Genomic DNA, 26,256 nt, shown 5'->3' with positions numbered 1-26,256 from the left:
TGTCACTCCTAAAAAGTGTGCTCTGACTAGCTAAGGCTGGGTTTTAGCGATTCGGGTTGTAGTTCGGAGCTTCCATGATGCCCTGCACGTCGTGCGGGTGGGACTCACGCAGGCCTGCACCGGTGATGCGTACAAATCGTGCGTTCTGCAGCTCCGAGATCGTCGCCGCGCCCGTGTAGCCCATCGCTGCGCGCAGGCCACCGACCTGCTGGTGCAGGATGGAGCTGATGGAACCGCGGAAGGGGACGCGCCCCTCGATACCTTCCGGCACCAGCTTCTCCTCGGACTTCACATCTGCCTGGAAGTAACGATCCTTGGAGTAGGAGCGCTTCTCGCCGGTAAGGCCGCGCCCTTGCATCGCACCCATGGAGCCCATGCCGCGGTAGCGCTTGTACTGCTTGCCGTTGATGGTCACGATCTCACCGGGGGTCTCAGCGGAGCCGGCGAGCATGGAGCCCAGCATGACGGTGGATGCGCCGGCGGCCAGTGCCTTGGCGATGTCCCCGGAGAACTGCATGCCACCGTCGGCGATGATCGGCACGCCTGCCTTCTTGGCCGGCACGGAGGCCTCCATGATGGCCGTGATCTGCGGAGCACCAACACCGGCAACAACGCGGGTGGTGCAGATGGAGCCGGGGCCAATACCGACCTTGATAGCGTCAGCGCCTGCCTCGATCATGGCCTGTGCGGCCTCGCGAGTAGCCAAGTTGCCGCCGACGACGTCGACGCGGTCGCCGAACTCCTTCTTCACGCGGGAAACCATGTCCAGCACGCCACGGTTGTGTGCGTGGGCGGTGTCGACAATCAGCACGTCCACGCCAGCATCTACGAGGCTGCCAGCACGGGTCCATGCATCTTCGCCAGTACCAATGCCTGCAGCGGCCAGCAGGCGACCAGAGGAATCCTTGGCAGCCAGCGGGTACTGCTCGCGCTTTGCGAAGTCCTTCACCGTGATCAGGCCAGTCAGCTTGCCTGCACCATCGACGATGGGCAGCTTTTCCACCTTATGCTCAGACAGCAGGCTGAGGGCAGCTTCGGCAGATACGCCTTCCTGGGCGACAACCAGCGGCATGGGGGTCATGGCTTCGGAGACCTTGCGGCTGAAGTCAGTCTCGAAGCGCATATCACGGTTCGTGAGGATTCCCACCAGCACGCCTTCATCGTCCACCACAGGCAGGCCGGAGATGCGGTAGCGAGCACATAGCTCGTCCACCTGTTGGATGGTCATGTCCGGGGAAGCGGTGATTGGGTCGGTAACCATGCCGGCCTCGGAGCGCTTCACGATTTCTACCTGCTGTGCCTGGTCCTCGATGGAGAGGTTACGGTGCAGCACGCCGATGCCACCGTGGCGAGCCATGGCTACTGCCATGCGAGCTTCCGTCACCGTATCCATTGCCGCGGAAGCCACGGGAATGTTCAAGTTGATGTTGCGGGTGAACTGGGTGGCGGTATCCACTCCGGAGGGGATCACTTCAGACGCTGCGGGCAGCAACAAGACATCGTCGAAGGTCAGTCCGACCAGAGCAACCTTGTTGGGGTCGTCGCCACCGGTGGAAACTGGGTAGGTGTTCGCGTTCATCTCAGGGTTTGTCACGGGTTGCCCGACCTTCCTTTAGAATTTTCTGCTACTCAAACTCACCGGGATTGCTCACCAGGGAGTTCTCGCCGTCTTCTCGCCGATGTACTACAGAATAACCCCTTGAGGCGCATTTTTGTTTCCCGGGGTTGGGTACTGACCCTGGCTCGAATCCAATCGTGTTTTTGCTTTCCACCACCGACCACAGGGTACGGTGTTGATGTGAGCTTTAACCACGATCAAATGCCGCCGGATCCTTTCGCTGATGATCCCAATGACCCAGCGTCTTTCCTGGATCCTGACGAGTTCGACGGAGCTGTGCCGCCGCTGTCTCCCGACGAGGTTCAGGCTCTGCGGGAAGATCTGAAAAATGTCCGTGATTTCCGCAAGCTGCTGGAGCCCCGTGGGATTCGTGGCGTGGCGATGTTGTGTGAGGACTGCGAGGATACGCACTTCTACGATTGGGACATCATCGAGTCGAATATCACGACGATGCTCAACAATGAGCTTGTCCCTGTGCACGAACCATCGGCACAGCCAAATCCAAATAATTACGTGACCTGGGATTATTGCCTGGGCTACGCGGACGCTATCGATTTCGCGTTCCACGGCCTGCGCCCGCCGTTTCTGTAGGGGTAAGTAAGTTAGCTGCCCTCAATCGGAGCTGGGGCATCTACGGGCGCGCTATAGCCATCCAATGTAGGTCGTGGCTCTGGGTGCGACACCGTGGGTTTGGCGGTCGGCGTCGGCTTCTCCGGGTGAGGCGTAGCCACTGGCTCACTGGGCTTCGTAGGCGCGATCGGGCCGACTGGCAGACCTGGCTCCGGCTGCATGGAGGATTCAGTTCCGCCCAGAATAATAGTGGTGGTCGGGATTTCCTCCACGGTGGTGAGCGGAGCTCGGGACTCGGTGACAGTAGACTTGTCCGCCTCGTCCTTTTCCTTTTTGTCTTTCTTATCCTTTTCGCGGTCTTTATCGTCGCGGTCGGTCTTATCTGCGATGTTCTCTTCCTTTAGGACGCCCTCTTGTCCGCCGGAGACATCTTCACCGACACCGCTGGAGTCCAGCGCCTCGGCCGACCCCCTCTCGGCCGATTCCTCGTGCTTTACATGTGCTCCTTGAGAATTGGAATATGCCGCATACCCTAGGCCGCCAACTGCCAAAGCGGCAGCCACACCACCAGCCACCAACATGCTGGTCAAGGACACACCTCCAGCTGCTGCGGCTTTCGCACCTGTGCGCAGCAAACGAGAATTCTGGCCGGTCGTACCGTCAGCCAACTCGGGTTCTTCGTCCGGGAAGAGGAAGCTTACGTCCGGTGCGGGTGGAATATCCCGATGGAGCGCTTCGCGGGTCGCAACCAGCTCGGCAAACAATGGATCGTTGGAGTCGAAGCTTTCAGTTTTCGGGATCAACTCCCCCCGACCGATCGCATCGAGAATGCGATCCAAGTCCAGGATCGAGGAGAAACTCTCCTCGTCTCCCCAGAAGTCGTCATTCTGTGCCATGGCGTTAAACCCTTTTCTTTATTGAAATCACTTGAAGGTAACTACCTACTTTGGATGATCCCGTGTTTCTTCAGCTTCGCCACTGCCCTATGCTGCGCTACCCGGACGGCGGTGGGCTTCGATCCTACAATCTCCGCGGTCTCTTCCGCTGTGTAGCCGTGCACCACGCGGAGGAGAAGAATTTCTTTTGATTTCTCACTCAGAATATCGAGCTTTTTAACCAAGTCGTTACACGAATCTTGACTCAAATACACCTCTTCGGGGGAATCCTGGAAAGATTCTTCCTCCGGAAGCTCTTCCGCCGGATCGGACATGTCCCGCTGGCGCGAGCGATAGGCGTCCGTAATCTTGTTCCGCGCCACTTGGTAGACAAAAGCCATAAACGGCGCGCCGGTGTCTTGATAACGTGGCAGCGCCTTAGCTACCGCGATGCACACGTCCTGAGCGACATCCTCAGGCGTCGGATAGCCATGAGAGCTCAACTTACTACGGCAGAATACGACCACCCTGGGGTAAATGAGCTTAATAAGGTCATTAGCCGCCCGGCGGTCCCGTGCAATGGCCGCCGGCAGGAGATCTTGAATCTCCTTATCAGCATTCCAAGCTGCCGCCATCGCCTCTTCTCCGTCAAGCTTTCGAATGTCAATACCAATGTGGGTTGAAACTATCACACCGCGCCGACAGTCCCGGATCGGTTAGGGAGGGACTGTTCGAATACTCCTCACACGCGTGCAATCAATTAAACCCGACCCATGTTCCCAATTTCCTGAGTTTTCCCAATCTTTACCTCCCACTGTCTCCCCATCTCCTCCCCTCCTTTTCCTTCCCTCTCTCTTCTAGCTCAGCCGCACCGGGGCTGCGCACCCGTAGTGGGAAACGGCAGTACAGGATTTTTCTTAGCCCCCTTTGGGGGAATCTGGGCGTGGCGACGAAACAAGTTAATCAATTGTTCAACTAATCGTATTTCCGCAGGTTAATAGCTACAGACTTTCGGAGAATGTATAGCAAAACAGCTTTCCGACACCCGCAGGGCACCAACCCTTTACCTAAAATTTACTTAAGGATTGGAACCTCTCTGACGTCACTACAAGTGAGCATCTGACTTTTTCACGAGGAGTTTCCACCTAATGCCACAGCCCAGCCAGCTTCCGGGACCAGCATCGTCGACTTGGGAATGGCAGCTTCACGGCGCATGCCGTGGAGCCGATTCTTCCGTCTTCTTCCACCCGGACGGCGAGCGTGGCCGTGCTCGCGCCATGCGTGAACACCGTGCCAAGGCCATCTGCCGCGAGTGCCCTGTCATTGAGCAGTGCCGTAACCACGCCCTCAGCGTGGGCGAGCCCTATGGCATTTGGGGTGGCCTCAGTGAATCTGAGCGCGACGCAATCTTGCGCCCCACTTCCCGCAACCGTGGCCGCCGCGTAGCCTCCTAAGGCCACTACGCCACATCTTTTAAGCTTCACAATCATCCACGCTGTGCACAACGCAAAAAGAGGATGCTTCCCAACATCCTGGGAAGCATCCTCTTTTTGTTTATCTGCCTTGCTAGCTTTAGGCAGGTTCGCAGTGGTTAGTGCACGTGGCCTGCGTGTGCGCCTGCATTAGCAGCAGGCTCTGCAGGCTTATCCACCACAGCAGTTTCGGTGGTCAGCACCATGCGGGCAACGGACGTTGCGTTCACCACCGCAGAGTGGGTGACCTTAACCGGATCAATAATTCCCTGTTCCAGCAGGTTGCCGTACTCCAGGGTAGCGGCGTTAAAGCCAGAGCCATTCGGCTGCTCGGCGGTACGGGCAACTACTACAGCACCGTCGAGACCGGCATTGTCCGCGATCCAGAACGCTGGACGGCGCAGGGCGCGAGCCAAGGAGCGCAGGCCGATACTTTCGTCGCCTTCAGCCTGGCGAGACATCTCTTCGATCTCGGTAGCGATCTGCACCAGCACGGAGCCACCGCCAGCAATTACGCCTTCCTGGCTCGCAGCACGGGCTGCGTTGATCGCATCCTCGATGCGCAGCTTGCGCTCGTTAACCTCGGTTTCAGTTGCGCCACCAGCACGGATGACAGCAACGCCACCCGAGAGCTTTGCCAGGCGCTCCTCGAACTTCTCCTTATCCCAGGAGGAGTCAGTGCGCTCAATGTCACCACGGATCTGGTTGCGACGCTCTTCGACAGCCTCTGCAGAACCAGCACCATCGACCAGTACGGTCTCTTCCTTGGTGATGTTCACGCGACGCGCGGTGCCCAGCTGCTCCAAGGTGGTCTCGGAGAGCTTGTGTCCCAGCTCGCTATCGATAACGGTAGCGCCGGTGACGATTGCCAGATCGTCCATGAATGCCGCACGACGATCGCCGAAGTACGGAGACTTCACGGCGGCGACCTTCAGCGACTTGCGGATGGCATTCAGCACGAGCATCTGCAGCGGCTCGCCTTCGATATCCTCCGCCACGATCAACAGCGGCTTACCGGAATTAGCAACCTTCTCCAGCACCGGCAGGAAGTCCGGAAGGGAGGAGATCTTCTCGCGCACCAGCAGGATCAGTGGGTTCTCCAGCTCTGCGTGGCCGGTCTCCTGATCCGTGACGAAGTACGGGGAAAGGTAGCCCTTGTCGAAGGAGACACCCTCGGTAACGATGGACTCGTCTTCGATGGACTGCGACTCCTCAACCGTCACAACGCCATCCTTGCCCACCTTGTCAAAGGCATCGGCAACCATGGCACCGATCTTCTCGTCGCGAGAAGAAACGGTGGCGACGTTGGCAATTGCGGCATTGTCTGCAACCGGCTGCGCCAGCTCGCGTAGGAGCTCCAATACACGCTCGGTCCCCTTCACGATGCCGCGGTTCACAGCGATCGGGTTAGCACCTGCCGCCACGGTACGCAGCCCCTCGTTAATGAGGGCCTGAGCCAACAAGGTGGCGGTGGTAGTGCCGTCTCCGGCGATGTCATTGGTCTTGATGGCGACGGACTTCACCAGTTGGGCACCCAGGTTCTCGAAGGGGTCCTCCAAGTCAATGTCGCGCGCAATGGTCACGCCATCGTTGGTTACGGTCGGGCCACCGAAGGCCTTATCCAGCACGACATTTCGACCGCGCGGGCCTAAGGTCACCTTCACCGCGTCCGCCAGGGCGTCGACGCCCTTCTGTAGGCCTTCACGGGCCTCTTGATCAAATGCGATGAGTTTAGACATGCAGCTACCCGCTTACTTTTCGATGACTGCGAGGATGTCGCGCTGGCTAAGCAGCAGGTACTCTTCGCCGTTGTACTTCAGCTCGGTGCCGCCGTACTTGGAGAAGACGACCGTGTCGCCTTCCTTTACATCCATCGGGATGCGATCGTCGTCATCTGCCCAGCGGCCGGGGCCAACTGCGATGACGGTTGCCTCCTGCGGCTTCTCCTTTGCGGAGTCAGGGATGACCAGGCCGGATGCGGTGGTCGTCTCAGCTTCAACGATCTGAACGAGGACGCGGTCCTCAAGGGGCTTGATGTTGACGTTAGCCACGATTGAATACCTCCGTGTATTCGAGCTGTAGGTTTCACTCTTGTGAACTGTTATGCCGGTTGGTTTTCCAGATACAGCCGTCGTCGCGGGTGAACAACTGTGAGTCAAACAACCTATCTGGCACTCTACCCTCGCAAGTGCTAACGCTCAACAAACCCCGGTGCTAAACACCCTTGGTCAGGTTAATGACCGCGTTGTGCCACAGCTCGTAATCCTTGGCATTATCCGTCTTGTAGTTCTCAACCGCGCGGATGCCGTTGTGGATAGACTCGATATCTTCGTCCGTCAGGTCTTCGCCTTCGTCACCGACGAAGAGTACCGGGCCGATGATCGCGCGAGCTGGATCAGAAATGAAGCTGGAATCACCAGTCTCCTGCTCCTTACGCCCCATGGAGGCCAGTGGGTTCGGCTCCGGGTTCTCAACCTTGCGCGCATCAGAGGAGTAAATAGCAGCGACCGTCAGACCGCTCTCCACGAACACCACGTGCAGGCGATCGTGCTCGCTACCGCCCAAGACATCGGCGGCTTCTGAAAGATCAATGTCGAGTTCCCGCGCCTGAAGATCGGGCGTGACCAGCATGCTGCGTGCCATTGTGAGCTCCTAACTCGTGAGTTTATTGATGCCGCTGAACCTGTCTACACGGCACCGGATGAAGTCTCCCAAGAAACCAAAGGAAGAAGAATCTGTGAATATTTACACAGTCAAGACACATTTTGCCAGCAAACTAGGGATTCCGCAGGATAGGCTCTTCCACGTCAAGTGCGGGATCTGTAGGCGTCGACAAACCACTCGGCTCCTCCCCTGCAGCAACCAGACGCGCGGCCAGTGCGGCGATCATCACACCATTATCGGTGCAGAGCTTTGTCTGCGGGATCTTTAGGGTGACGCCCACTTCTCCGCAGCGTGTGGCAGCAGCTTCCCTTAGACGCTTGTTTGCGGAAACACCTCCGCCGAGCAACATCACACGAGCGTCCTTATCCTCGCAGGCACGAAGAGCTTTGGTGACGAGGACGTCCACCACAGCCTCCTGGAAGGAAGCGCACACATCTTCGATCGGAACGCTTGCACCCTCCCTATCAGCCTTTTCGACATAACGGGCAACGGCGGTCTTGAGGCCCGAGAAAGAAAAATCATAACGCGAGTCCTGCTGGCGCATCATACCTCGCGGGAAGGCTATAGCTTGCGGGTTCCCCTCAGCCGCTAGACGGTCGATAACAGGGCCTCCGGGATAGCCCAACCCCAACAAACGAGCGACCTTGTCATAGGCCTCACCTGCCGCGTCATCGAGCGTGCTGCCAAGCTCCTCCATCGGGGCACCCACGCCGGTGACGTGGAGAATCTGCGTGTGCCCACCGCTGACCAGCAAAGCGATCGCATTGTTGAGATCCTCACCTGGGGCAGTAGTATCCGTAGTATCCACCGTGCCTCCTTCACTGAGCGTCCCCACAGCCACGTGTCCACCCAAGTGGTTGACCCCATAGAAAGGAACCTCCCACGCCAGCGCGTAGGCCTTCGCCGCGGCGGCGCCGACCAGCAAGGCACCAGCAAGGCCAGGGCCTACGGTCGCAGCCACCACGTCCGGAGCGTGGAAGCCTGGGACGTTCGCGCGCGTCTCCGCCAGTGCGGCGCGCATCGTCGGTTGCATAGCCTCCAGGTGAGCACGGGAGGCAATCTCCGGAACCACCCCACCGAAACGGGCGTGCTGTTCCATCGAGGAAGCCACTTTGTCCGCGATGATCTCCAGCTGTTCGGCGCCGTCGGCAGCTGAGGTGCTGGCGATAATCCCCACGCCAGTTTCGTCGCAGGAGCTTTCGACACCCAGGATATAGCGAGGTCGATCTGAATTTTCGGCCTCTGGAGCCGGGGTGGCGTCAGAAATAAAACCAGGGCGCACCATGGTGAAGGCGTCGGCCCCAGAAGGCTGATAATAGTCTTTGCGCGTGCCTTCGATGGCGAAGCCGTAGCGTTCGTAGAGGCCAACGGCGGGCTGATTGTCGGTGCGAACCTCCAGGAAAATCGGGGCTCCCAAGCGGTCGGCAATAGTGACGAGCGGATCCATGAGTAGCTTGGACAATCCCTTGCCCTGCCACTCGGGAAGGATACCGATGGTGTGGATCTCCCCTTCCGGATCGTGCGCCGGGCCACCAACTGCGAGGATGGCGTATCCGACAAGTTCACCGGCGACCTCCAGGCCAAGACAGTGCGTATGCGGCGCAGCAATCTCACTAACGAACGCATCGGCTGACCAAGGGGAATCTTCAGTAAAAAGTCGCTGCTCAATGGTTGCACATGCCGGCGCGTCAGTGACCTTGAGCTGGCGTACCCGGGCGCCATGAGGGGAAGCATCCACAGCGGGCTCTGCATTAGTCACCGTGGCAACCCCCGCAATGCTTTCAGGCTCGCTTACCTCCGAATACGGATCCCCAACTCGGGAGAAATCCAGTGCCTTCGAAATCGCCTTCGCCGTGGGCTCCTTCGCATCCGGACGGCGCAGGTACAGTGCCCGCAACGCTGGAGCATCTGTGAGCAGCCCAGGGACTGAACCACGAGATTCCAACGCAGCAAGCACGAGGCCACGCGGCGTGGGGTGAGCGTCCAGGCTCTCCACCTGGCAACCTTCCTGGCAGCCGCATAGCTCCTGAACCTGATCAGCCACCGCCGAGGCACTCAGGACTCGTAGAGGCCAGCGATCCAGGCGTCGCTGTATGTCCAGCACCACATCGGGGGCGTGGACAGAAGCCGGAACCTGCACCTCTGAGCACAACTGCCCTGCTACGCCCTGAACAAAACTGATCCGGGAGTGGTAAAACTCCCGGCGACGTGCATCGGAAACAACGAGGTAATCGCCGAAGGCCTTCGCACCCACCTGGGAGACTACGTGTTCCCACACGGTGCCAGCTGCGCTGGGAACTCCGTGCACGGGAATTGAGAGGGCGTCGCCAAAAGCAGCAGCTGTGGCCATGCCAACCCGTAGCCCCGTAAACGGACCTGGACCGGTACCGACTACAACGGTGTGCAGATCACGCGGGGAAAGCGAGGCTTCGTCCAGGCAAGCCTGAATATTGGGGGCGAGTAGTTCCATGTGACCGCGAACGTTATCCGCCAGACGCTCCGCCAGCACACGGACTTGGCCGTTGGCGGAAATGCGGACAACACCGCAAGTGACGTAATTGGTGGAGGTATCGACGGCCAGCACGTTGATCATGGTGACCAAGTTTAGGCTTCTTGTGTAGTCAGCTCGAATTAATGCCCTAATACGACTTGGTGCAACAAAATGGCGACACGTAGCAGGAAGCTAACAGATCGGAAGTTTCAACCGCAGATCCTCAGCGTTGTCCCCAGAAACAATAAACCCGTAGGCGGCCAGATCACCTTGTGGAAACACCCCGTAGGCAGAATCATCCGAACCCATCGGCATAGTTAACGCACTGCATCGACTTGATCTCATTGTTTGAGCACCTTCGACTGGTATCACGGCATTCCTCGCCTCCACCGATTCGAAGTGAGCAACAACCACGCTAAATTGACCCGAGTTACAGGCAATACGGGCAAGCTCTCCACTACTTGGTTCTCGATGTTCGCACGACGTAGATTGCCATCCTTCTCCTCCGGAATTCTGGCTCACGATGTGTGGGAAAGTGTCAGCTAAAACTGCATCTTCCCCTTCCCATTGGGACGCGGTCAGATAAGAAATGATTGCTGCAGCTATCGCGACCACCACCATTCCCGCCGTGGCAAGCACTAGTAGTTTCTTCGGAACTCTTTTGTGCTTCGCTCCTTGCTTCACATGCGCTGACTGCTGCTCCATTCCTGCGGAGCGCAAAGCAGAAATAAAGGCCGAGGCGGTTGCAAAACGCTTCTTCGGGTTACCATCCAAAACTCTCGCGAAGACCTCATTGAGCTTCTTAACGTGTGAAGCATCCGCGGGGTTTATCAAATGCCCTTTAAGCTCTGGTACTGGTCGATTCACAGCCCACTGTGCATACGTCACGGAGCCACGAACGTAAATGCCTGTTAACAGCTCAAAAGCAACCAGGCCCAGGGAATACTGTTCACTCAACGCATCCGGTTGCGGAGGTTCCGACACGTCTTTCGTAACCAACAATTCGGGTGCAATGTATCCATCTGTACCGATACGCATCCCTACCCGAGTCATACGAGTGGATTCTCGATCAATTGCAATACCGAAATCCGTTAGCAAAGCCGGAATACCGTTCATCCCTGAAGAGGGCAACAAAATATTAGCCGGTTTGATATCTCGATGAACCACAGGATTCGGTAGCACCGCGAGATAGTCAAGCGCGCTGGCAATTGGAGCCAGAATCTGCACAACTTCCTGAACGGTAAGAAGCTGGCGCGATGCTCGACGTCGGTGTAAGAAGTCATGAAGATTCTCACCATCGATGTACTTCATTGTGAAGTACGGAAAACCATGTGTGGTCACTCCCCCGTCGTACACAGGAACGATCGCAGGGTGATCAAGCGCTGCCATGGTGCGCATCTCCGCGTGGAACCTCTGGACATATTCAGAGTTAGAAACACGATCCTGGGAAACAACCTTGATTGCCACTGTCCGATCTAGATTTCGCTTGTAAGCACGAAATACGGTGCCCATACCACCTTGTCCAAGCTGTTGGACGTTCGAGTACCCCAAGGCACTTAAGTCATTTAAAAAGTCTTCAGGGACAGAGGCTTTTGAAAAATTCATGGTGAACATGGTGAATACGAGCAAGTAGAATTAAGAGTACAAATGCGGATTTTCCGCCGCGAACTTCGCAAGTACGATGCGCCACGGGATGTTCACTCCATCTTGAAACTGTGGAACACCCAACCTTTTCAACGTCTCCGCCATGTACTGAATCTTCTGTGAAGTTTTCTTTTCTCCCCAGCCTAGCTGGCATGCAAGGTCTTTCACAGAAGGAACCACAATGCGCGGATCTGCACTAGGGTCACGGTGAAGCGGCGCTGCTAGCGCAGCTAACACCTGCTGCTGCTCGATATTTGGATCAAATGTCCCCATTGTGAATGGGGCCAAGGGAGTATTCATTTGCGGAACGGAATCGACTGGTCGGGCAACCGTTACTTCAATCTCATACCGCAGGTTTCTAGTCGCGAACAGAATGAAATTAGTACCTGTAGGGAGGGGCCACTGCGTTCCCGGAGTGAGACGAACCGGTGAATACGTGTTGGTTTCATAGGACGGCTGAATAGTGGCCGAGATGAAACTGCCTACATTGCGCACCATCCACATTCCATGGTCACACCAGAAATGCAGAAAAGCGCGATGCATAGCAGGGTCGTCTGCTCCAATGGGGAATTCAGATGCCCGGCCAAGAGTCACACTAACTGCTTGAGATAAAACCTTGCGGGTTCCGATCAAATCATCGACGATGAGGTGTGAACCATCAGTGGCAGCTAACATTTCGACTTAGGCAACAACTAAAGGCTGACTGATGTTAAATGGCTTGTAGCCCGGGATTGCAACCTCGATTTCCAGGGTGAATTTCCCCTCCTTTTCAAGGTTATAAGCAACATTCGCCTCAGCGTAATCCGATAGCTTAATATCCTTATTCTCAAACTTGATCTCATCGTAATTTACGTTTTGATAGCCCGGCAACCATTCGGGACGAACATTCTGTCCCTTTAAGACGTCAGCACCGCTTTCGTCCAGCAGCTTGAAGTCCAGAGCCGCCCATTCTCTTTCTTCAAAAGGGACCTTTGAGAGATCAGCCGCAGCAATCTTAAGCTCTAGTTTTGAACCCTTCTTATACTGCATGATCCCGTTCCTCTCAGCTCGTGGCACGGTTACCTGCAGCTCCGAAAAACCATGATCGGGCATTTCAGGATATGAGGTGACGATGTCCTCCGGAGAACCGGGGCCGGCTTCGTCCTTGGTTAAGCGAAATTTTCCATTGCTCAGCTCAAGCGAATTTGCAGGATCAACCAAAGTTGGCTCGGCTTCCTTCTCATTTTTGGCGGAAGCGGAAGGAGTCTCTGACTCAGACCCCGTGGACTCCGGGGAAGAAGATTCTGCAGTCGAAGATTGCACCTCAAACGATTGCTCCGCCTGCGGAGCTTCATCCTCTGAACATGCCGCGATTGAAAGCGTGGTAATTGCCGCAACTCCCAGAGCCAGCAACTTCTTTGAAGTAGTCATGTGCATTCTCCTCGAAACGTGTTTATCGCAGACATTCTCCCTTGGGAATCATACCGCGGAGCAGACTGCTGGAACCCAACCGGATTCAAGCAGCGAACCTGAGCCAAAGCCTTCTCTGTATGCAGCTTCCCCAGGATTTTGGGTTTGCAGCGCCCACGAATCCAGCTGTTGTTTGGTTGGTTTGTTGAGAACCATGTGGTAACTCACGGCCTCATGATTACTCATTTTTAAGTGCATTTGTTGATCTGTCGGGAGCGCTCCCCAGACATTGATAATAAATAGCTCACGTTCAAGGCGGCACCGCTAAAAACAAGAAGTCCCCGAGAGGCTCTCGCAGTAAACCTCTCAGGGACGGTGTACGCCTGGCGGGTTGATCAGGCCCATCAGTGCCAGCGTCTTGTGAAACACCCCTCACGGTGATTCGTCAACCATTCTTACACACCAACCCCCACCGGAGCAAACTTACCCGAGAGATTCCCCAGTTTTTCCTAAGGAATTGCCAGGTTTCCGCCACCCGCAGGCTACTTCCAGCGCCATGTCACGGTACGGGTGTCGGCAGCGTCGCCTTCATCGCCAGCCGCACTACCTCGTTCGATCTGCACATCCAGCACAGTTTCGCTCAGCGGTTCAACCACTCCGCGCCCCCACTCCGCAACCACAACCACATCATCGATGTCTGCGTCGATGTCCAAACTCTCAAGTGCATCGAGCACCTCGTTGCGGTCAATATGGCGTCCAGGCTCGATTCCCTGGTCCACGTCTGCCCCCAGCAGGCGATAAGCATCCATGTGCAGCAGTCCCACACCGCGTTGTCCAGCGCGGTGGGTTCGTACGATGGTGAAAGTCGGCGATTGCACGCGCCCTTTCACCCCGAGCCCGGAAGCCAGTCCCTGAGTCAGCGTCGTCTTCCCTGCTCCCAGCGGACCGGACAGCACGACGACTGTTCCTGCCTGCAGCACCTCGCCAAGTTGTTTTCCCAATTGGCGCATGTCCTCCGCAGTGGCCACGTCGCACGATCCGTCCGCGGAAAAGTCTGGCTCCCCACCGTTAAAGACACGCGCAATCCGAGGCCCGCGTGGCATCGTCAGCACTTCATAGCTAATCGTTCCCGCCAACTCCGCAAAGTCGTCAACACTTGTGCCACCCGGGCCGAAAATCACCGCCCAATCTCCCGGCTGCACGTCGGTGGGTTCTTCTGCCGAGCCGAGTTCCACCACGATCTGATCCATACATACCCGCCCGATCTGCGGATATGCACGCCCGTTGATTGTCACCTGCATCGTCCCCGACACGCTGCGAGGCAGCCCATCGGCGTAGCCCAGCGCCACCACTGCGGTGCGGGTATCTCGCTGAGCCTGCCATGTGTGGTTATAGCTCACGCCCTCGCCTTTCGGCACCACACGGGTCGTGATAACTCGGGCGCGCAGCGTCATCGCTTCTTTGAGCTCTACGCCCGCCCCTGCCGGGTCGATGCCATATAGCCCGACGCCCGGTCGGACCAGTTGGTGGCGCACCTCCGGACGGTTGAGCGTAGCCGGTGTGTTGGCAATGTGATTGCGGGGCACCTGCAAGCCATGGGCGCGGCAGAACTTGATAGCTTCCGCAAAGCGGGTAGCCTGCAGGTCATTAGCCGGTGACTGTGGCTCATCCGCGCTAGCCATATGGCTCATCACACCGGTGACGTTCACATGTTCAGTATGCGCGGCCAGCAGCTGCACCGTCGCTTCCCATTCGGCGGGACTCACCCCGGAACGAGACAGACCTGTATCCACCATGAGGGATGCGCGCACCGGCACGTCCGCGCGGACGGCCTGCTCCACCAGGGTGCGTGCATGTGCCAACGAGGGAATACCTATGGTGATCTCCTCGGCGAAAACGTCCCTTAGGTCATCGGTGGGCATCCACATCCACGCGGTGATGGGGACGTGACGATAGCGCTCCCCTTTTGCCCGCAACAACTCCCGCAGTTGCAAGGCCTCCCCGAGTGTTGCCACTCCCAACTGTTCGACTCCGGCATCCAGCATTGCCGGCGCTACTTTGTCCACCCCGTGGTTATACGCATCGGCTTTCACCACCGCCATCACACCAGCGGGAGACGCTGCTTCCCGGAACACCCGCACATTGTGCGCAATGGCATCCAGGTCAACGACTAATTCCGCAAGGTGACGATCCGACATGTCCATAACTTTAGCCACCCCTCCTGGGATCCCGGGAAAGGGGGCACGGCAGGGGGGCGTCACAAAGAATGAGCTTCGAGTTACTCGACGGTGACGGACTTGGCTAGGTTTCGCGGCTTATCGATGTCCTGGTTGCCACACTCGCGAGCGATATCTGCGGCCAGGAACTGCAGCGGAACCGTAGACAACAGTGGCTGCATCAGTGACGTAGTACCCGGAATCTCCAGCAGCCAGTTGGCGTACGGGCGCACAGCCTCGTCGCCTTCCTCCGCAATCACAATGGTCTTGGCGCCGCGCGCGCGGATTTCCTGGATATTGGACACGATCTTGGAGTGCAGCACTGGACGGCCATTCGGGCTGGGCACGACCACGACGACGGGTAGATCATCCTCGATCAATGCGATGGGACCGTGCTTGAGCTCACCAGCGGCAAATCCCTCGGCGTGGATGTAGGCCAGTTCCTTAAGCTTCAACGCGCCCTCAAGCGCAACCGGGAAGCCCACGTGGCGCCCCAGGAACAGCATGGTTTTCACCGGGCCGAGTTCCTTGGAGAGTTCCAGGATCTGCTCGCGCAGATGCAGAGTCTTCTCGATCTTTTCCGGGATTGCCTCCAGCGCATAGTAGATCTCCGCGATCTCATCGGCATACTTCGTGCCACGGGCCTGAGCCAGGGCCAAGCCAACTAGGTAGTTGGCGGCAACCTGCGCCAGGAAAGCCTTTGTGGAGGCCACGCCAATTTCGGGACCGGCGTGGGTGTACAGTACGGCATCCGACTCGCGCGGGATCTGGGAGCCGTTGGTGTTACAAACTGCGAGGACACGGGCGCCCTGCATCTTTGCGTGGCGCACAGCTTCGAGAGTGTCTGCGGTCTCACCAGACTGGGAAACAGCGACGACGAGAGTGCGTTGATCCAGCACTGGGTCCCGGTAGCGGAACTCGCTGGCCACCTCAATTTCCACGGGCAAACGCACCCAGTGCTCGATGGCGTACTTGGCTAGCAGACCTGAGTGGTAGGCCGAGCCACAGGCGACGACGAACACCTTTTCCACACCGCGCAGATCTTCGTCGGAAAGGCGCTGCTCGTCTAGGACAATTCGACGACCATCGAAGTGACCGGCCAGGGTGTCACGGACGGCTGCGGGCTGCTCGTGAATTTCCTTCATCATGAAGGAATCGAAGCCATCCTTCTGGGCGGCATCCAGATCCCAGTCAATGGTGAAAGGCTTGCCCTCCACGGGGTTACCGGCAAAGTCATAAATGCCGTAGGAATCTGCGGTGATAACCACCGCATTGTCCTGTCCTAGCTCCACAGCGTTCTTGGTGCGGTCGATGAAAGCCGCCACGTCGGAGCCGAGGAACATTTCCCCTTCGCCCACTCCGACGATCAGCGGAGTGGAACGGCGGCCGGCGACGATGGTTCCGGGGTGATCATCGTGAACGAACAGCACGGTAAATGCACCATCGAGGCGGGAAAGAACCTTCAGTGCGGACGCCTGGAAGTCTCCTGCCGTCTCCCCCTCGTTGTATGCCAATGCCAACAGGTGTGCTGCGACCTCTGAGTCTGTCTCGGACTGCAGCTCGATTCCTGCAGCTTCAATCTCGGCGCGCAGGGTGGAGAAGTTCTCAATGATGCCGTTGTGCACGATGGCGACCTTGCCATCGTAGGAGCGGTGCGGGTGTGCGTTGACGTCATTCGGGCGACCGTGGGTGGCCCAGCGGGTGTGGCCAATGCAGGAAGAACCGTGGAAGGAATCACGGCCGACCTCATCGATGCGGTCGATGAGGTTTTGCAGTTTTCCTTCCTTCTTTTCCAGATGCAGGGACCCCTGCTCGACAACTGCGATACCAGCGGAGTCGTATCCGCGGTATTCCATTCGCTCCAGCGCATCCAACCCGATTTGGAGCGCTTCGGAGTTACCTACGTAGCCAACGATTGCACACATGCCTCTGACGATACACAATGGGCGATCGATTTCGGTAAGCTGTGGGGCTGTGGCAGATAAGATGAAGAACCTGATTACTCGCTTGGGCAAGCGCGGCCCGCACCGCGTGATGGTCGGCGACCTGAACTTCGCTGGAATCCCCGGGCGTGTGTACACCCCGGCAGAAGGTAACGGCATCCCCGGCATCGCATTCGGTCACGATTGGCGTGTTGGTGTGGATTCCTACCATGCAACGCTTCGACACTTGGCCAGCTGGGGTTTCGCGGTGGCGGCACCGGACACGGAAAAGGGCTTTACTCCTAATCACCGGGGTTTCGCTGCGGATCTGGAGACCGCCCTGCAGATCTTGGCCGGAGTGCGTCTGGGCAACGGCAACGTGACGGTACAGCCGAATGACTTGTACCTCGCCGGCCACGGCATGGGTGCCTCCGCCGCAGTGCTGGCCGCAACGGGTCGTCGCCACCGCAGCGAGCTCGAAGGCTACGACACCCAACCCACCATCGCCGGCGTGATGGCCGTTTACCCGGCTGATAGCTCCCCGGATGCTTCCGAGGCTGCAAAGTATGTGAAGGCTCCCGGCCTGGTGCTGGAGGCCGGCCGTTTGGGCGAGACTCCTAAGGGCAATGCAAAGCGCATGGCCGCACATTGGGGTGGCGACGTTGTCTATCGCGAACTGCTGGGTGCTTCCGCTAGCAGCTTCCACGAGAAGTACGGTCGCAATTTTGCACTTGGCGCAGGCCTTCCGCAGTTTAGCCAGCAGGAATTGGCACGTGGCCTGATGACCGGTTTCGTACTGGCCGAGCACGAGGGCAAGTACAAGTCTTTCCGCGATGGCCACACCGAGCTGAAAAAGACTCGCACATCCACCCAGCATGAGCTGTACAAGAACCTGCCGGAAAACGTAAACCTGGACGAGCGTCTGGCGGAAATCTTCTAGTCGAAGATTCTCCCCTTTATCCCGCGGGATCCGTGGATTCGGGCGCTTCCGCTTGATTCTTTCCTGGGTTCCCTAAGCGCAGCAGTCTTGTTTTCTTTGCCTTCGCGCTGTGCTTTCTTCGCTTCTTCAAGCTGCCGCGTGCATTCTTTGAGCGTTTCCTCAAACTCCCGTACGGATTCCTCGACCTCGGCCATGTAGTCGTCAACGATGCGCTGGTAGCGCGCTGCTAGTTGTTCTCTGTGGGTCACCACTCACCGCTCCTTTCGAGGTTGACGCCCGCCGCCACAGTTCCGGCGCCCGCAAGCTCCACGGAGGCCTCTGTGACCTCAATGGACGCAGTACCTGCTGCTGATACCCAGACGTCGGGGGTCCACTGACTAGAAGGTGTGATCGGCTTATCCTTGGTTTCACTATGGTCACCCCGGTCGGATGGTGGAGATGGCACCTTGTGTTCGGTTCCCTTGTGCTCTGAGACGGGCGGTTCGCAACGGTGCGGTTCCGGCTTGGGTGCAGGTTCCGGCGCTGGCTTGGGTTCTGGTTCCGGCGCTGGCTCTGGCTTGGGGTCCGGTTCCGGTTCCGGTGCTGGCTTGGGGTCCGGTTCCGGTTCCGGTGCTGGTTCTGGCTTGGGCGCGGACTCCGGCTTCTGCTCAGTTTCCGTCTCCGTTGAGGCCGTACATGTGTGCTTTTCCACTGCGCATTCTTCGTGCTGGGATGAATGCTCCGCTGGCGGCATCGGCTCTGGTTCTGATTCCAGTTCCGGTTCCGGAACAGAGATAGTCGGCGGACAGCTTTCCGCAGGGGGCGCAAATGCTTCCGTCGCACATTGCACAATCTCCGCCCAGAGCTTCGCTACTCCCTGCACATTGATCTGCAAACTACCTGCAAGTGGAGGCGCCAACGGCAACGATGGGGCTGCTGGAGCTAACGGTGCCGGCGCCGGTGGCGGAGGCGGTGGCAGCAGTGTTTGGTTAGTCTCCGGCAGGGCTATCTGAGCCGGAGCTACCCCTGGTGCAGGCACCGGATCTGTCACCACCGGCGTTGCTGCCTGAGGAGGTGGAGTCAACGGAGTACACTGCGCAGGCTGCACAGGAGGCTCACACTTTGGTGGCTCCTTTACCTCCTCGGGACACTTCAATTTTGGAGGTGTCGGATCATGACACACCGGGCTCTGCGAATTACCCGGTTCTGCTGCGGGTTTCGCATCTGCGATCAGCATGTCAATCGTCCGGTCGAGGGAGTTGTTTCGACTGTGCAGAATGTTCTCCGCCACCTCCGCTGCCACCTTTGCCAACAGATCCAGCAAGGGTTTTCCAACGAATCCCACGACACCCGACGCAATTGCAAAGAACTCGAGTTTCTCCGCAATTCCTTCAATCGTGCTTACTGAGGACTCCGATGTAGTCCCCATTACTTCAGCAGTGTCCCGCACAGCAACGCAGCGGTTCTGCACACAGCGCTCGTGGTTGAGTTGCTCTTTGCCGGCCTTACGCGTGGCCTCTCCCGGCTTTCCTTCAGCCACACCATCGAAGCTCTCTTTATCGTCAGTCTGCCCTGCGAGTGAAGGCGCTTTGTCTTTGCCATTACTCGCTGGTCCAAGCGAGGCACTAATCGCTTCGGGGTTCATGCCGTTGGTAAATGACGCCGCAGTTTTCGCGCCTTCCACCTGGCCCCCAAAGCTGGCCAAAATACCGAGGGCAGCATGCAAACGCACATCCAAAGAGCCTGTCATGTCCACCCCTCCCCTGCGTTTAGGCTGGCGGAACTCTCCATATCTGCATCCCCCACTCGACCGACAAGTCCCACCAAGTCATCCCCTGCAGTTGCCAGACGCTTCGCGTGATTAAGTCGGACTGTGTGCCCCTGATCCACCAGTGATAGGAACTGCTTGGCCTTATCCTGCAGGCCAGCTCCAAAGATTGAGGCTGGCACGGAAGGACGAACCCCTCCCAAATGATCGGCCCAGCACCGTTGTACTTCCCGCAGCTTCCCCGCCTGATCAACGGCCGATAGTGGATCTATGTGTAGCTCTCCCACTGTTCTTACTCCCCCTTTTGAAACTCCCCGGCACCGCCAATCCCCTAAACACGCAACCTGCAGGCGAAGGGTTCTTCGTTCCGCTCGAAGACTCGCCCCGATTCACGCAACATTGGCGCTGCACAACAAAAACATCCACACAGTTAGACTGCGCGGATGTAAAAAAGGTTCGCGGGAAACCGCAGAAAGCCGTGGGAAAGAGCTACGGCGCTAAACCTCCGCAACCACGGCGGCCAGCTTCCCAGCAATGCGACGTGCCGTCCCTGGGTCTGCAGCTTCCACCATCACTCGGAATAATTCCTCAGTACCGGAGGGGCGCAGAAGTACGCGTCCGGCATCTCCCAGGTCCTCCTCTGCCTTGGCGATGGCTTCTACAACGCGCTCATCGTCGGCGATCACGGTCTTGTCTGCAACCGGCACGTTAATCAGCGTCTGCGGCAGAACGGTCATCACCTTCGCCAGCTCGGAGAGCGGCTTGCCAGTCTGCGCCATGCGCGCCATCAACGTAAGCCCCGTCAGGGTGCCGTCACCGGTAGTTGCATGTTCGGAGATAATCACGTGCCCAGACTGTTCGCCACCCAGCGACAGATCAGAGGCCAACAATTCGGCCAGCACGTAACGGTCACCTACCTGCGTCTCCAGCACCTTGATGCCGTTGGCGCGCATGGCAAGCTTCATCCCCAGATTGGACATGACGGTGGCCACCAGGGTGTTCTGCTTCAGCTCACCGTTTTCCTTCATGGCCACGGCCAGGATCGCCATAATCTGGTCGCCATCCACCACGTTTCCTTCGGAGTCCACAGCCAAACAGCGATCTGCGTCGCCATCATGGGCCAGCCCTAGATCCGCCTGGTGTTCCAGAACAGCCTTCTGCAGAACCTCAATGTGAGTGGATCCCACTCCATCGTTGATGTTGAAGCTATTGGGTCGGCTGTGGATAGCCACGACATCCGCACCTGCCTGGCGGTACGCCTCCGGCGCGGCAGTCGAGGCTGCTCCGTTGGCGCAGTCCACCACCACGCGAATTCCATCCAGCGGATGATTAATGGCCGTGCCCACATGAGCCAGGTAACGCTCTAGTGCATCTGCGGATTCATCAAGAATTCGTCCAATTGCTGCCCCCTTAGGGCCGGTCTCCGGCAGATCCAGCATCGTGGCCTCGATCTCATCCTCCACGTCGTCTTGCAGCTTGCGGCCACCCGCAGCGAAGAATTTAATGCCGTTGTCCGGCATCGGATTGTGGGAAGCGGAGATCATGACGCCCATGTCGGCGCCGAAGTCATCTGTAAGGAAAGCGACAGCCGGGGTGGGGATCACGCCGACGTCCAGCACGTCCACACCCTGCGATGCCATACCTGCTGACAACGCCGCTGTCAGCATCTCCCCCGATACACGCGGGTCGCGCCCCACCACAGCGGTAGGGCGACGGCCGCCCACTTCTTCCTTGGATACCAGTACGCGCGCGGCGGCAGCACCCAGCTTCATTGCCAGCGTTGCAGTCAGCTTCCTGTTCGCTAGACCACGGACGCCGTCAGTTCCGAACAATTTACCCATGGGGCGCAATTCTACCCGGCGACCCCGCCGGTCTGGCGGGTGCCACTCCCGATATCAGCAAATTGTCATAAATGCTTCTATAAAGGGAAACCCCCACGTCCCGGCCGAAAAACTGCTCGGCTGGAGCGTGGGGGCGTCGCCACCAAAAAGGGCGAAGCGATTTAACGCTTGGAGTACTGCGGTGCGCGACGTGCCTTGTGCAGACCAGCCTTCTTGCGCTCCACGGCACGAGCGTCGCGAGTCAGGAAGCCAGCACGCTTCAGCTCGGTGCGCTCTGCTGGGTTGTACTTGTTCAGAGCACGGGCGATCGCCAGGCGGAAAGCACCGGCCTGACCGGAGGGGCCACCACCGTTCAGGTTTGCCTGAATGTCGAACTGGTTCTCGCGGTCCAGCAGAACCAGCGGAGCCTTGATCAGCTGCTGGTGCAGCTTGTTCGGGAAGTAGTCCTCCAGGGTGCGGCCGTTGCAGCTGAACTCGCCGGAGCCCGGAACCATGCGGACGCGGACAACAGCTTCCTTGCGGCGACCAACGGTCTGGATGGTGCCCTCGAAGACAACCGGCTCAGCCTCGATCTGCTCGGACTCGTCCTCGGAAGCGATGGAGTCACCGATGGTGGCAACGAACTCTTCGTTCACTGCGTCGGTAGCGGTGTACTCGCCCTCGAAGTTCTCCTCGACGGCAGCGTTCTGCTCGTCGGTTACATTCTCGTTGTACTCAGTCATTACTGTGCCACCTGCTTGATCTCGTAGGTCTCAGGCTTCTGGGCCTCGAAAGTGTGCTCCGGGCCGGCGAAGACGCGAAGCTTCTTGATGGACGCGCGGGACAGCTTGTTGTGCGGCATCATGCCCTTAACAGCTTCCTCAACAACGCGCTCTGGGTGCAGCTCCAAGGAACGACCCAGGGTCATGGTCTTCAGACCACCCGGGTAGCCGGAGTGACGGTAGCGCATCTCACGCTCACGCTTGTTGGAGGAAATGTGGACCTTATCCGCATTAATGATGATGACGTTGTCGCCGCAGTCAACGTTCGGTGCGAAGTAGGGCTTCTTCTTGCCGCGCAGCAGGTCAGCTGCGGTAACAGCAAGACGACCCAGCACCACGTCGGTGGCGTCGATGACGTACCACTTACGAGTGATGTCACCGCTCTTTGGGTGGAAAGTAGTCACGCTGGACTCCTTAAAGTCTTGATCTTGGAACTGCCAGCCAGATGAACACGTGCAACGATCTAGTGCAGTGCTTCTGCGGCGGCCGGTTGTGACCCGCAGAAATGCAATGACTCGAGAGCTAAGTTCGCGTATTGCACACAACCCTTGGGAATTTACTACATAGTGTCCCGAACACCAAAAATCCTCTGGACAGCAAAAATCCCCAGCACCTCTTCCCTCTTTACAGGGAAGCTAGGCACCGGGGATTGAGTGCTAGTCGGCGACTAACCGACCTTCGCGGAACGCGCGATCGTGTTGGCGGCTATTGCCCTTGGTTTTACTTGCGAACGTCACCGTCAACGTCGGTGTCGATCTGCTCCTTGCGGAGCTCTTCGGTGTGACGCTCGGTCTCGGTGATCTGCTCCTTGTTCAGGGAGACCTTCTCTACCGGCACGGTTTCCTTGTTTACATTGACGCGCTCTTCGCTCAGGGTCACAGACGCTTCCTGTCCGGACTCGTCAATGTTGCCCTTGAAGTTAGCAGCCTCTTCTGCGGAGATCGGGGTGCGCTCAACGCGAACTTCTTCGCGAGTTACCGGTACCTCAACGGTCTCGGTGTCGGTGACGACGTACTTACGCAGGCGAGCCTCGCCAGTCTGCACCTTCTCCTTCTGAACGTTCAGCTGTTCCTCGGAGCGAATAATCTCACCCTCGTTGCCAGCAGCTGCGGTGTTAGCGGAGACCTCGCGCTCAGCAGCGTTGTCGCGAGTATTGTCACGCTCAGTGTTCGCGCCTGCAACACCGGCACCTGCAACGCCAGCGCCAGCCACACCAGCGCCCGCGGCACCGCGACCATCAGCAGCCTCGTGGCGATCCAGGGTGGAGCGATCATCAGAAGCGGAGCGATCGCCTGCAGTGTCACCGTAACGGGTGGTGTCCTCAACATTGTCCAGGCCGTAGTGACGGTAGATCTCGTTCTGCTGCTCCGGGGTCAAAGCCTGATCAGCGTCGAAGTCTGGCGCATCCTTCACACGATCCTTGGAAAAGGCCAGGTTCAGGTTCTCGCCGTCGAACTTGTGGCCGCGCATCGGTACCAGGCTGGAGTTCATACCGAACAGACCATGGTTAACCTCAACGAAAGTAGGCTGACCGGACTTGTCGTCAACGAAGATTTCCTTGACGCTGCCCAGCTTGTCGCCGGCGTTGTCGTAAGCGGTTGCCTTGAAAAGATCCTTGATATCGTTGCTCATTTGTTGATAAATCCTTTCGCCTTGTCGGTACGCAATACGGGGTAAGTCTTGCTTGGTGAGTACCAACAGTGGGGAATTACTTAGTGGTGTAGAACCAGCAGTGGTGTCGCTGATTATTTTCGTTTCCCGTACGTCATTGACGCTACGCATGAAATGATTAACGTTTCAACCAAGATGGTCTTCGCCAAGCCACTAAACAATTATCTACATACATAAGTCCAGCTCGCAGCACACATCACGATTGGGTCACATTTTCTCCCATCGTTCCAAAAGTCCACAATTCCTCAAACTGGACGTCGAAAAACAAAAACTCTCAGCCTCACCCTTAGGTCAAGATTAAGACCAAAAGGGAAGCTGAGAGATTATTTAAAAAGTTTTAAATCATCCTCTATGCCCAGCTATTTGCAGCGTTCGTATTGATCTCGCTCATCCGATCATTCGCCTGACGCACCGTGCGAGAGATTTGCCCCAGCACATCGTTAATCTCCCGTGCGGATTCATCCCACTTCTTCTGCGCAGCCGCATAGCTGTCCGCTGCCGAGCCTTCCCACTCGTTCACCATCGGCTGCAGGTCACGTTTCAGATCCCCCAGCAACCCATTAATGGTGTTGTTTCCGCGATTGATGTCATCCGCAGCATTGGCAATTTGAGCAAAGTTGTACTGAATCATCACTGTCCCCCTCTAGGCGTTAAAGGCCGCCGCGTTATCGACATCCGTATTGTCAAAGTCACCCGCGTTGGAGCGGATGTTGTCCGCAATGCTCTGCAGTGCCTCGTTGAGGTCGCGGGCATTCTCGTCCCAACGCTCCATCAACGAATGGAAGGAAGCCTGCGCCTGTCCCTTCCAGCTACCGGATACATCTTCCACCACACCACGCAGACGCGAAAGTTCACCCTGAACCTCGCCTTTCACACGGTCGACATTGCTTGCCGCTTGGTTCATCGTAGTGACATCTGTTTTGAAGCTCATGCCCTAACTTCCCCCATTTCAAATACTGTTTTCACTCTTCATGGCGCCGGGTCTTCCCCGTTATAGAGGCACCATCACAAGAGTTATACTCACGGCTTCCCAAAATGGTTCACCGCCTTGGTCGTGCTGTATCCACAAACTCTTGGCAAACCTTTTCCCGCTGTTCATTCCACTGTCGGTACTGGCACCCCACTGAAATCTGGTGTCCATCCACCAGCCGTACATGCCACCTAGTTGTGGAGTTCTCGTAATTTTCCTCGTAGCTCACCGGCTGAGTTGATACAACCGTCACTCCGCCTGCAACCCCCTCCACGTCCTTCAGCGCACCTAGCATTGCCGCATCCAGCTCATCCTGTGTTCTAAGGGGTGTTCGCTTCGCCGCTACTAATACACGCATTCCCGCGTCATCACCGACATATTCCTCACGTGCTCGCGTTGCACTGCCAAGCCGCCACCCATCAACATTCACACTGATTGGAATGTCCGCCCGGCGCGCGCTTGAGTCTGCGACCTTTGAACCTTTCCGGCGTGGTTCTGGAAATGGCTCATTCGCCTCAGTGGTGGCATACGAGCCAGACTCCTGTACGTCTGCGGCTTGCGAATCGGTTGATTGAGCGTCCACTAACTGCGAATCAGCCGCCTGCGAATCAGCCGCCTGCGAATCAGCCGCCTGCGAATCAAACACAGTGAAGGTCGCCACCAGCCCACCGATGATGAAGAGCGTCAGCGCTGCCAACGCAGCCGGAAGTCGCCGGTCGCTCTTTTCCTCCGCTTTTTCTATATCTATTGACGCCCCCTCGTCAGGACTTTCCCGTATGTCCGCTTCCTCGAGCTCTTCCGCCGATTCAATTCCCTCGCGTTGAATCCGCACAGGTTTGTCCGGGTCAAGATACTCAAGCTCCAGGTGCTCCAACTCTTGCTGGGCCAATGCCAATTCACTAGCCACCCGCAGCACCGTATCGTTATCCACCAATCGGGCTCGCACTCCCCTAATCCGAAGATAATGCACCACCTTCACGGCAAAAGTTCCGGTGACCAGCACGTCTACTTCCCGCAAACCAATGCCCCAAGGGAAACGTTCACGTGACTCTGGCGGGTTCACTGCCGCTGCGTCGGGATGTTCCGCACGCTGTTCGAGCACTTCGCAGAGCATCTCATAAAGCTCCGAAAGCCTGCCTAGGCTCAGCCCGGAACGTTGGAATTCAACGTCTTTATCCTCTCCGTCCTTTACCCATTCCGATTCAGTTTCTTCCAGCGGTCTCCCGCGAGATTGCTCCGTAGGATCGGACCAAGCCCGATACTGCAAATACCCCGGCTGCTGCATCTGCGCATCACCGGTCACGGCAAAGCCAGTAGCAAGATCCGTCACCGTCATACCGCTAATCAGGATCCCCGATTCCTGCAAAGCCACAGCTTCAGCCAGCAGGCTCCTGGAATCTCCGATCCTCTGATCTACTCTCATTGTGTCCCCCGATCCGTCGTTTCCTTGGTCAACAATTGCGCG

25 protein-coding genes are annotated in these 26,256 nt (G+C 57.6%); 3 read left to right on the top strand and 22 right to left on the bottom strand.

The window, feature by feature from the left end:
* Positions 1-43: 43 nt before the first annotated feature.
* Positions 44-1,579 (bottom strand): IMP dehydrogenase, encoded by a 1,536-nt coding sequence (guaB, locus tag ACUY2T_RS06590; protein WP_293790813.1) that lies wholly within the window; start codon positions 1,577-1,579, stop codon positions 44-46.
* A 240-nt stretch (positions 1,580-1,819) separates the two neighbouring features.
* Between guaB and ACUY2T_RS06585 the strand changes: the two genes are divergently transcribed.
* Positions 1,820-2,209: a DUF5319 domain-containing protein gene (locus ACUY2T_RS06585; RefSeq protein WP_293790812.1), complete on the top strand. Its 390-nt coding sequence runs from the start codon at positions 1,820-1,822 to the stop codon at positions 2,207-2,209.
* Positions 2,210-2,220: 11 nt separating this feature from the next.
* Here the strand turns inward: ACUY2T_RS06585 and ACUY2T_RS06580 are convergent, their stop codons facing one another.
* Entirely contained in the window at positions 2,221-3,084 is an 864-nt protein-coding gene (locus ACUY2T_RS06580; protein ID WP_448308005.1) for a hypothetical protein, read from the bottom strand.
* Positions 3,085-3,125: 41 nt separating this feature from the next.
* Positions 3,126-3,755, bottom strand: coding sequence for a sigma-70 family RNA polymerase sigma factor (locus tag ACUY2T_RS06575; RefSeq protein WP_448308004.1), 630 nt, complete (start codon positions 3,753-3,755; stop codon positions 3,126-3,128).
* Between the two features lie 456 nt (positions 3,756-4,211).
* On the opposite strand from ACUY2T_RS06575, the gene ACUY2T_RS06570 reads away from it, so the two are divergent.
* Entirely contained in the window at positions 4,212-4,517 is a 306-nt protein-coding gene (locus ACUY2T_RS06570; protein ID WP_293790703.1) for a WhiB family transcriptional regulator, read from the top strand.
* A 137-nt stretch (positions 4,518-4,654) separates the two neighbouring features.
* On the opposite strand, the gene groL is transcribed toward ACUY2T_RS06570, so the two are convergent.
* From groL to glmS, 9 genes are all read right to left on the bottom strand, one after another.
* Positions 4,655-6,274, bottom strand: a complete 1,620-nt coding sequence (gene groL / locus ACUY2T_RS06565) for a chaperonin GroEL (RefSeq protein ID WP_293790702.1) — start codon at positions 6,272-6,274, stop codon at positions 4,655-4,657.
* A gap of 12 nt (positions 6,275-6,286) precedes the next feature.
* The gene (gene groES / locus ACUY2T_RS06560) at positions 6,287-6,586 is read right to left on the bottom strand and encodes a co-chaperone GroES (RefSeq protein ID WP_013889160.1); all 300 of its coding nucleotides are present in this window, start codon (positions 6,584-6,586) and stop codon (positions 6,287-6,289) included.
* A 163-nt stretch (positions 6,587-6,749) separates the two neighbouring features.
* Entirely contained in the window at positions 6,750-7,178 is a 429-nt protein-coding gene (locus ACUY2T_RS06555) for a hypothetical protein (RefSeq protein ID WP_293790701.1), read from the bottom strand.
* 133 nt (positions 7,179-7,311) lie between these two features.
* A complete protein-coding gene (gene tsaD / locus ACUY2T_RS06550) occupies positions 7,312-9,792 on the bottom strand; it encodes a tRNA (adenosine(37)-N6)-threonylcarbamoyltransferase complex transferase subunit TsaD (protein WP_448308003.1) in 2,481 nt (826 codons plus the stop codon).
* A gap of 90 nt (positions 9,793-9,882) precedes the next feature.
* Complete coding sequence (locus ACUY2T_RS06545; RefSeq protein ID WP_448308002.1) at positions 9,883-11,319, bottom strand: serine/threonine-protein kinase; 1,437 nt, start codon at positions 11,317-11,319, stop codon at positions 9,883-9,885.
* 6 nt (positions 11,320-11,325) lie between these two features.
* Positions 11,326-12,009 carry a hypothetical protein gene (locus tag ACUY2T_RS06540; protein WP_293790698.1) on the bottom strand — a complete coding sequence of 228 codons (684 nt, stop codon included), beginning with the start codon at positions 12,007-12,009 and terminating at the stop codon, positions 11,326-11,328.
* Between the two features lie 6 nt (positions 12,010-12,015).
* Positions 12,016-12,744: a hypothetical protein gene (locus ACUY2T_RS06535; RefSeq protein ID WP_293790697.1), complete on the bottom strand. Its 729-nt coding sequence runs from the start codon at positions 12,742-12,744 to the stop codon at positions 12,016-12,018.
* 521 nt (positions 12,745-13,265) lie between these two features.
* Positions 13,266-14,921, bottom strand: coding sequence for an alanine racemase (alr, locus tag ACUY2T_RS06530; RefSeq protein ID WP_293790696.1), 1,656 nt, complete (start codon positions 14,919-14,921; stop codon positions 13,266-13,268).
* 80 nt (positions 14,922-15,001) lie between these two features.
* On the bottom strand, positions 15,002-16,864 hold the full coding sequence (gene glmS / locus ACUY2T_RS06525) for a glutamine--fructose-6-phosphate transaminase (isomerizing) (protein WP_448308001.1): 1,863 nt from the start codon (positions 16,862-16,864) through the stop codon (positions 15,002-15,004).
* Between the two features lie 61 nt (positions 16,865-16,925).
* Between glmS and ACUY2T_RS06520 the strand changes: the two genes are divergently transcribed.
* Positions 16,926-17,801: a dienelactone hydrolase family protein gene (locus tag ACUY2T_RS06520; protein WP_448308052.1), complete on the top strand. Its 876-nt coding sequence runs from the start codon at positions 16,926-16,928 to the stop codon at positions 17,799-17,801.
* Here the strand turns inward: ACUY2T_RS06520 and ACUY2T_RS06515 are convergent.
* From ACUY2T_RS06515 to ACUY2T_RS06470, 10 genes are all read right to left on the bottom strand, one after another.
* Positions 17,798-18,052 (bottom strand): hypothetical protein, encoded by a 255-nt coding sequence (locus ACUY2T_RS06515; RefSeq protein WP_448308000.1) that lies wholly within the window; start codon positions 18,050-18,052, stop codon positions 17,798-17,800. The genes ACUY2T_RS06520 and ACUY2T_RS06515 overlap by 4 nt on opposite strands.
* Positions 18,046-19,530 carry a hypothetical protein gene (locus ACUY2T_RS06510; RefSeq protein WP_448307999.1) on the bottom strand — a complete coding sequence of 495 codons (1,485 nt, stop codon included), beginning with the start codon at positions 19,528-19,530 and terminating at the stop codon, positions 18,046-18,048. The genes ACUY2T_RS06515 and ACUY2T_RS06510 overlap by 7 nt, the downstream gene beginning before the upstream one ends.
* Positions 19,527-19,730 carry a hypothetical protein gene (locus tag ACUY2T_RS06505; protein ID WP_293790692.1) on the bottom strand — a complete coding sequence of 68 codons (204 nt, stop codon included), beginning with the start codon at positions 19,728-19,730 and terminating at the stop codon, positions 19,527-19,529. Before ACUY2T_RS06505 ends, ACUY2T_RS06510 begins: the two co-directional genes overlap by 4 nt.
* Positions 19,731-20,045: 315 nt before the next feature.
* Positions 20,046-21,389: a phosphoglucosamine mutase gene (glmM, locus tag ACUY2T_RS06500; RefSeq protein WP_293790691.1), complete on the bottom strand. Its 1,344-nt coding sequence runs from the start codon at positions 21,387-21,389 to the stop codon at positions 20,046-20,048.
* Positions 21,390-21,550: 161 nt separating this feature from the next.
* Positions 21,551-22,111, bottom strand: coding sequence for a 30S ribosomal protein S9 (rpsI, locus tag ACUY2T_RS06495; RefSeq protein ID WP_293790690.1), 561 nt, complete (start codon positions 22,109-22,111; stop codon positions 21,551-21,553).
* Positions 22,111-22,554, bottom strand: a complete 444-nt coding sequence (gene rplM / locus ACUY2T_RS06490) for a 50S ribosomal protein L13 (RefSeq protein WP_293790689.1) — start codon at positions 22,552-22,554, stop codon at positions 22,111-22,113. Before rplM ends, rpsI begins: the two co-directional genes overlap by 1 nt.
* 316 nt (positions 22,555-22,870) lie before the next feature.
* Positions 22,871-23,782: a PRC and DUF2382 domain-containing protein gene (locus tag ACUY2T_RS06485; RefSeq protein WP_448307998.1), complete on the bottom strand. Its 912-nt coding sequence runs from the start codon at positions 23,780-23,782 to the stop codon at positions 22,871-22,873.
* Positions 23,783-24,170: 388 nt separating this feature from the next.
* Positions 24,171-24,452 carry a WXG100 family type VII secretion target gene (locus ACUY2T_RS06480; protein ID WP_293790687.1) on the bottom strand — a complete coding sequence of 94 codons (282 nt, stop codon included), beginning with the start codon at positions 24,450-24,452 and terminating at the stop codon, positions 24,171-24,173.
* Between the two features lie 12 nt (positions 24,453-24,464).
* On the bottom strand, positions 24,465-24,752 hold the full coding sequence (locus ACUY2T_RS06475) for a WXG100 family type VII secretion target (protein WP_293790686.1): 288 nt from the start codon (positions 24,750-24,752) through the stop codon (positions 24,465-24,467).
* 109 nt (positions 24,753-24,861) lie between these two features.
* Positions 24,862-26,214 carry a type VII secretion-associated protein gene (locus tag ACUY2T_RS06470; RefSeq protein ID WP_448307997.1) on the bottom strand — a complete coding sequence of 451 codons (1,353 nt, stop codon included), beginning with the start codon at positions 26,212-26,214 and terminating at the stop codon, positions 24,862-24,864.
* Positions 26,215-26,256: the final 42 nt, after the last annotated feature.

This window comes from Corynebacterium sp. 22-2729 (assembly GCF_053479475.1).
The sequence above is the reverse complement of the archived record's forward strand: the minus strand, read 5'-3'. Positions and strand labels throughout refer to the sequence as shown.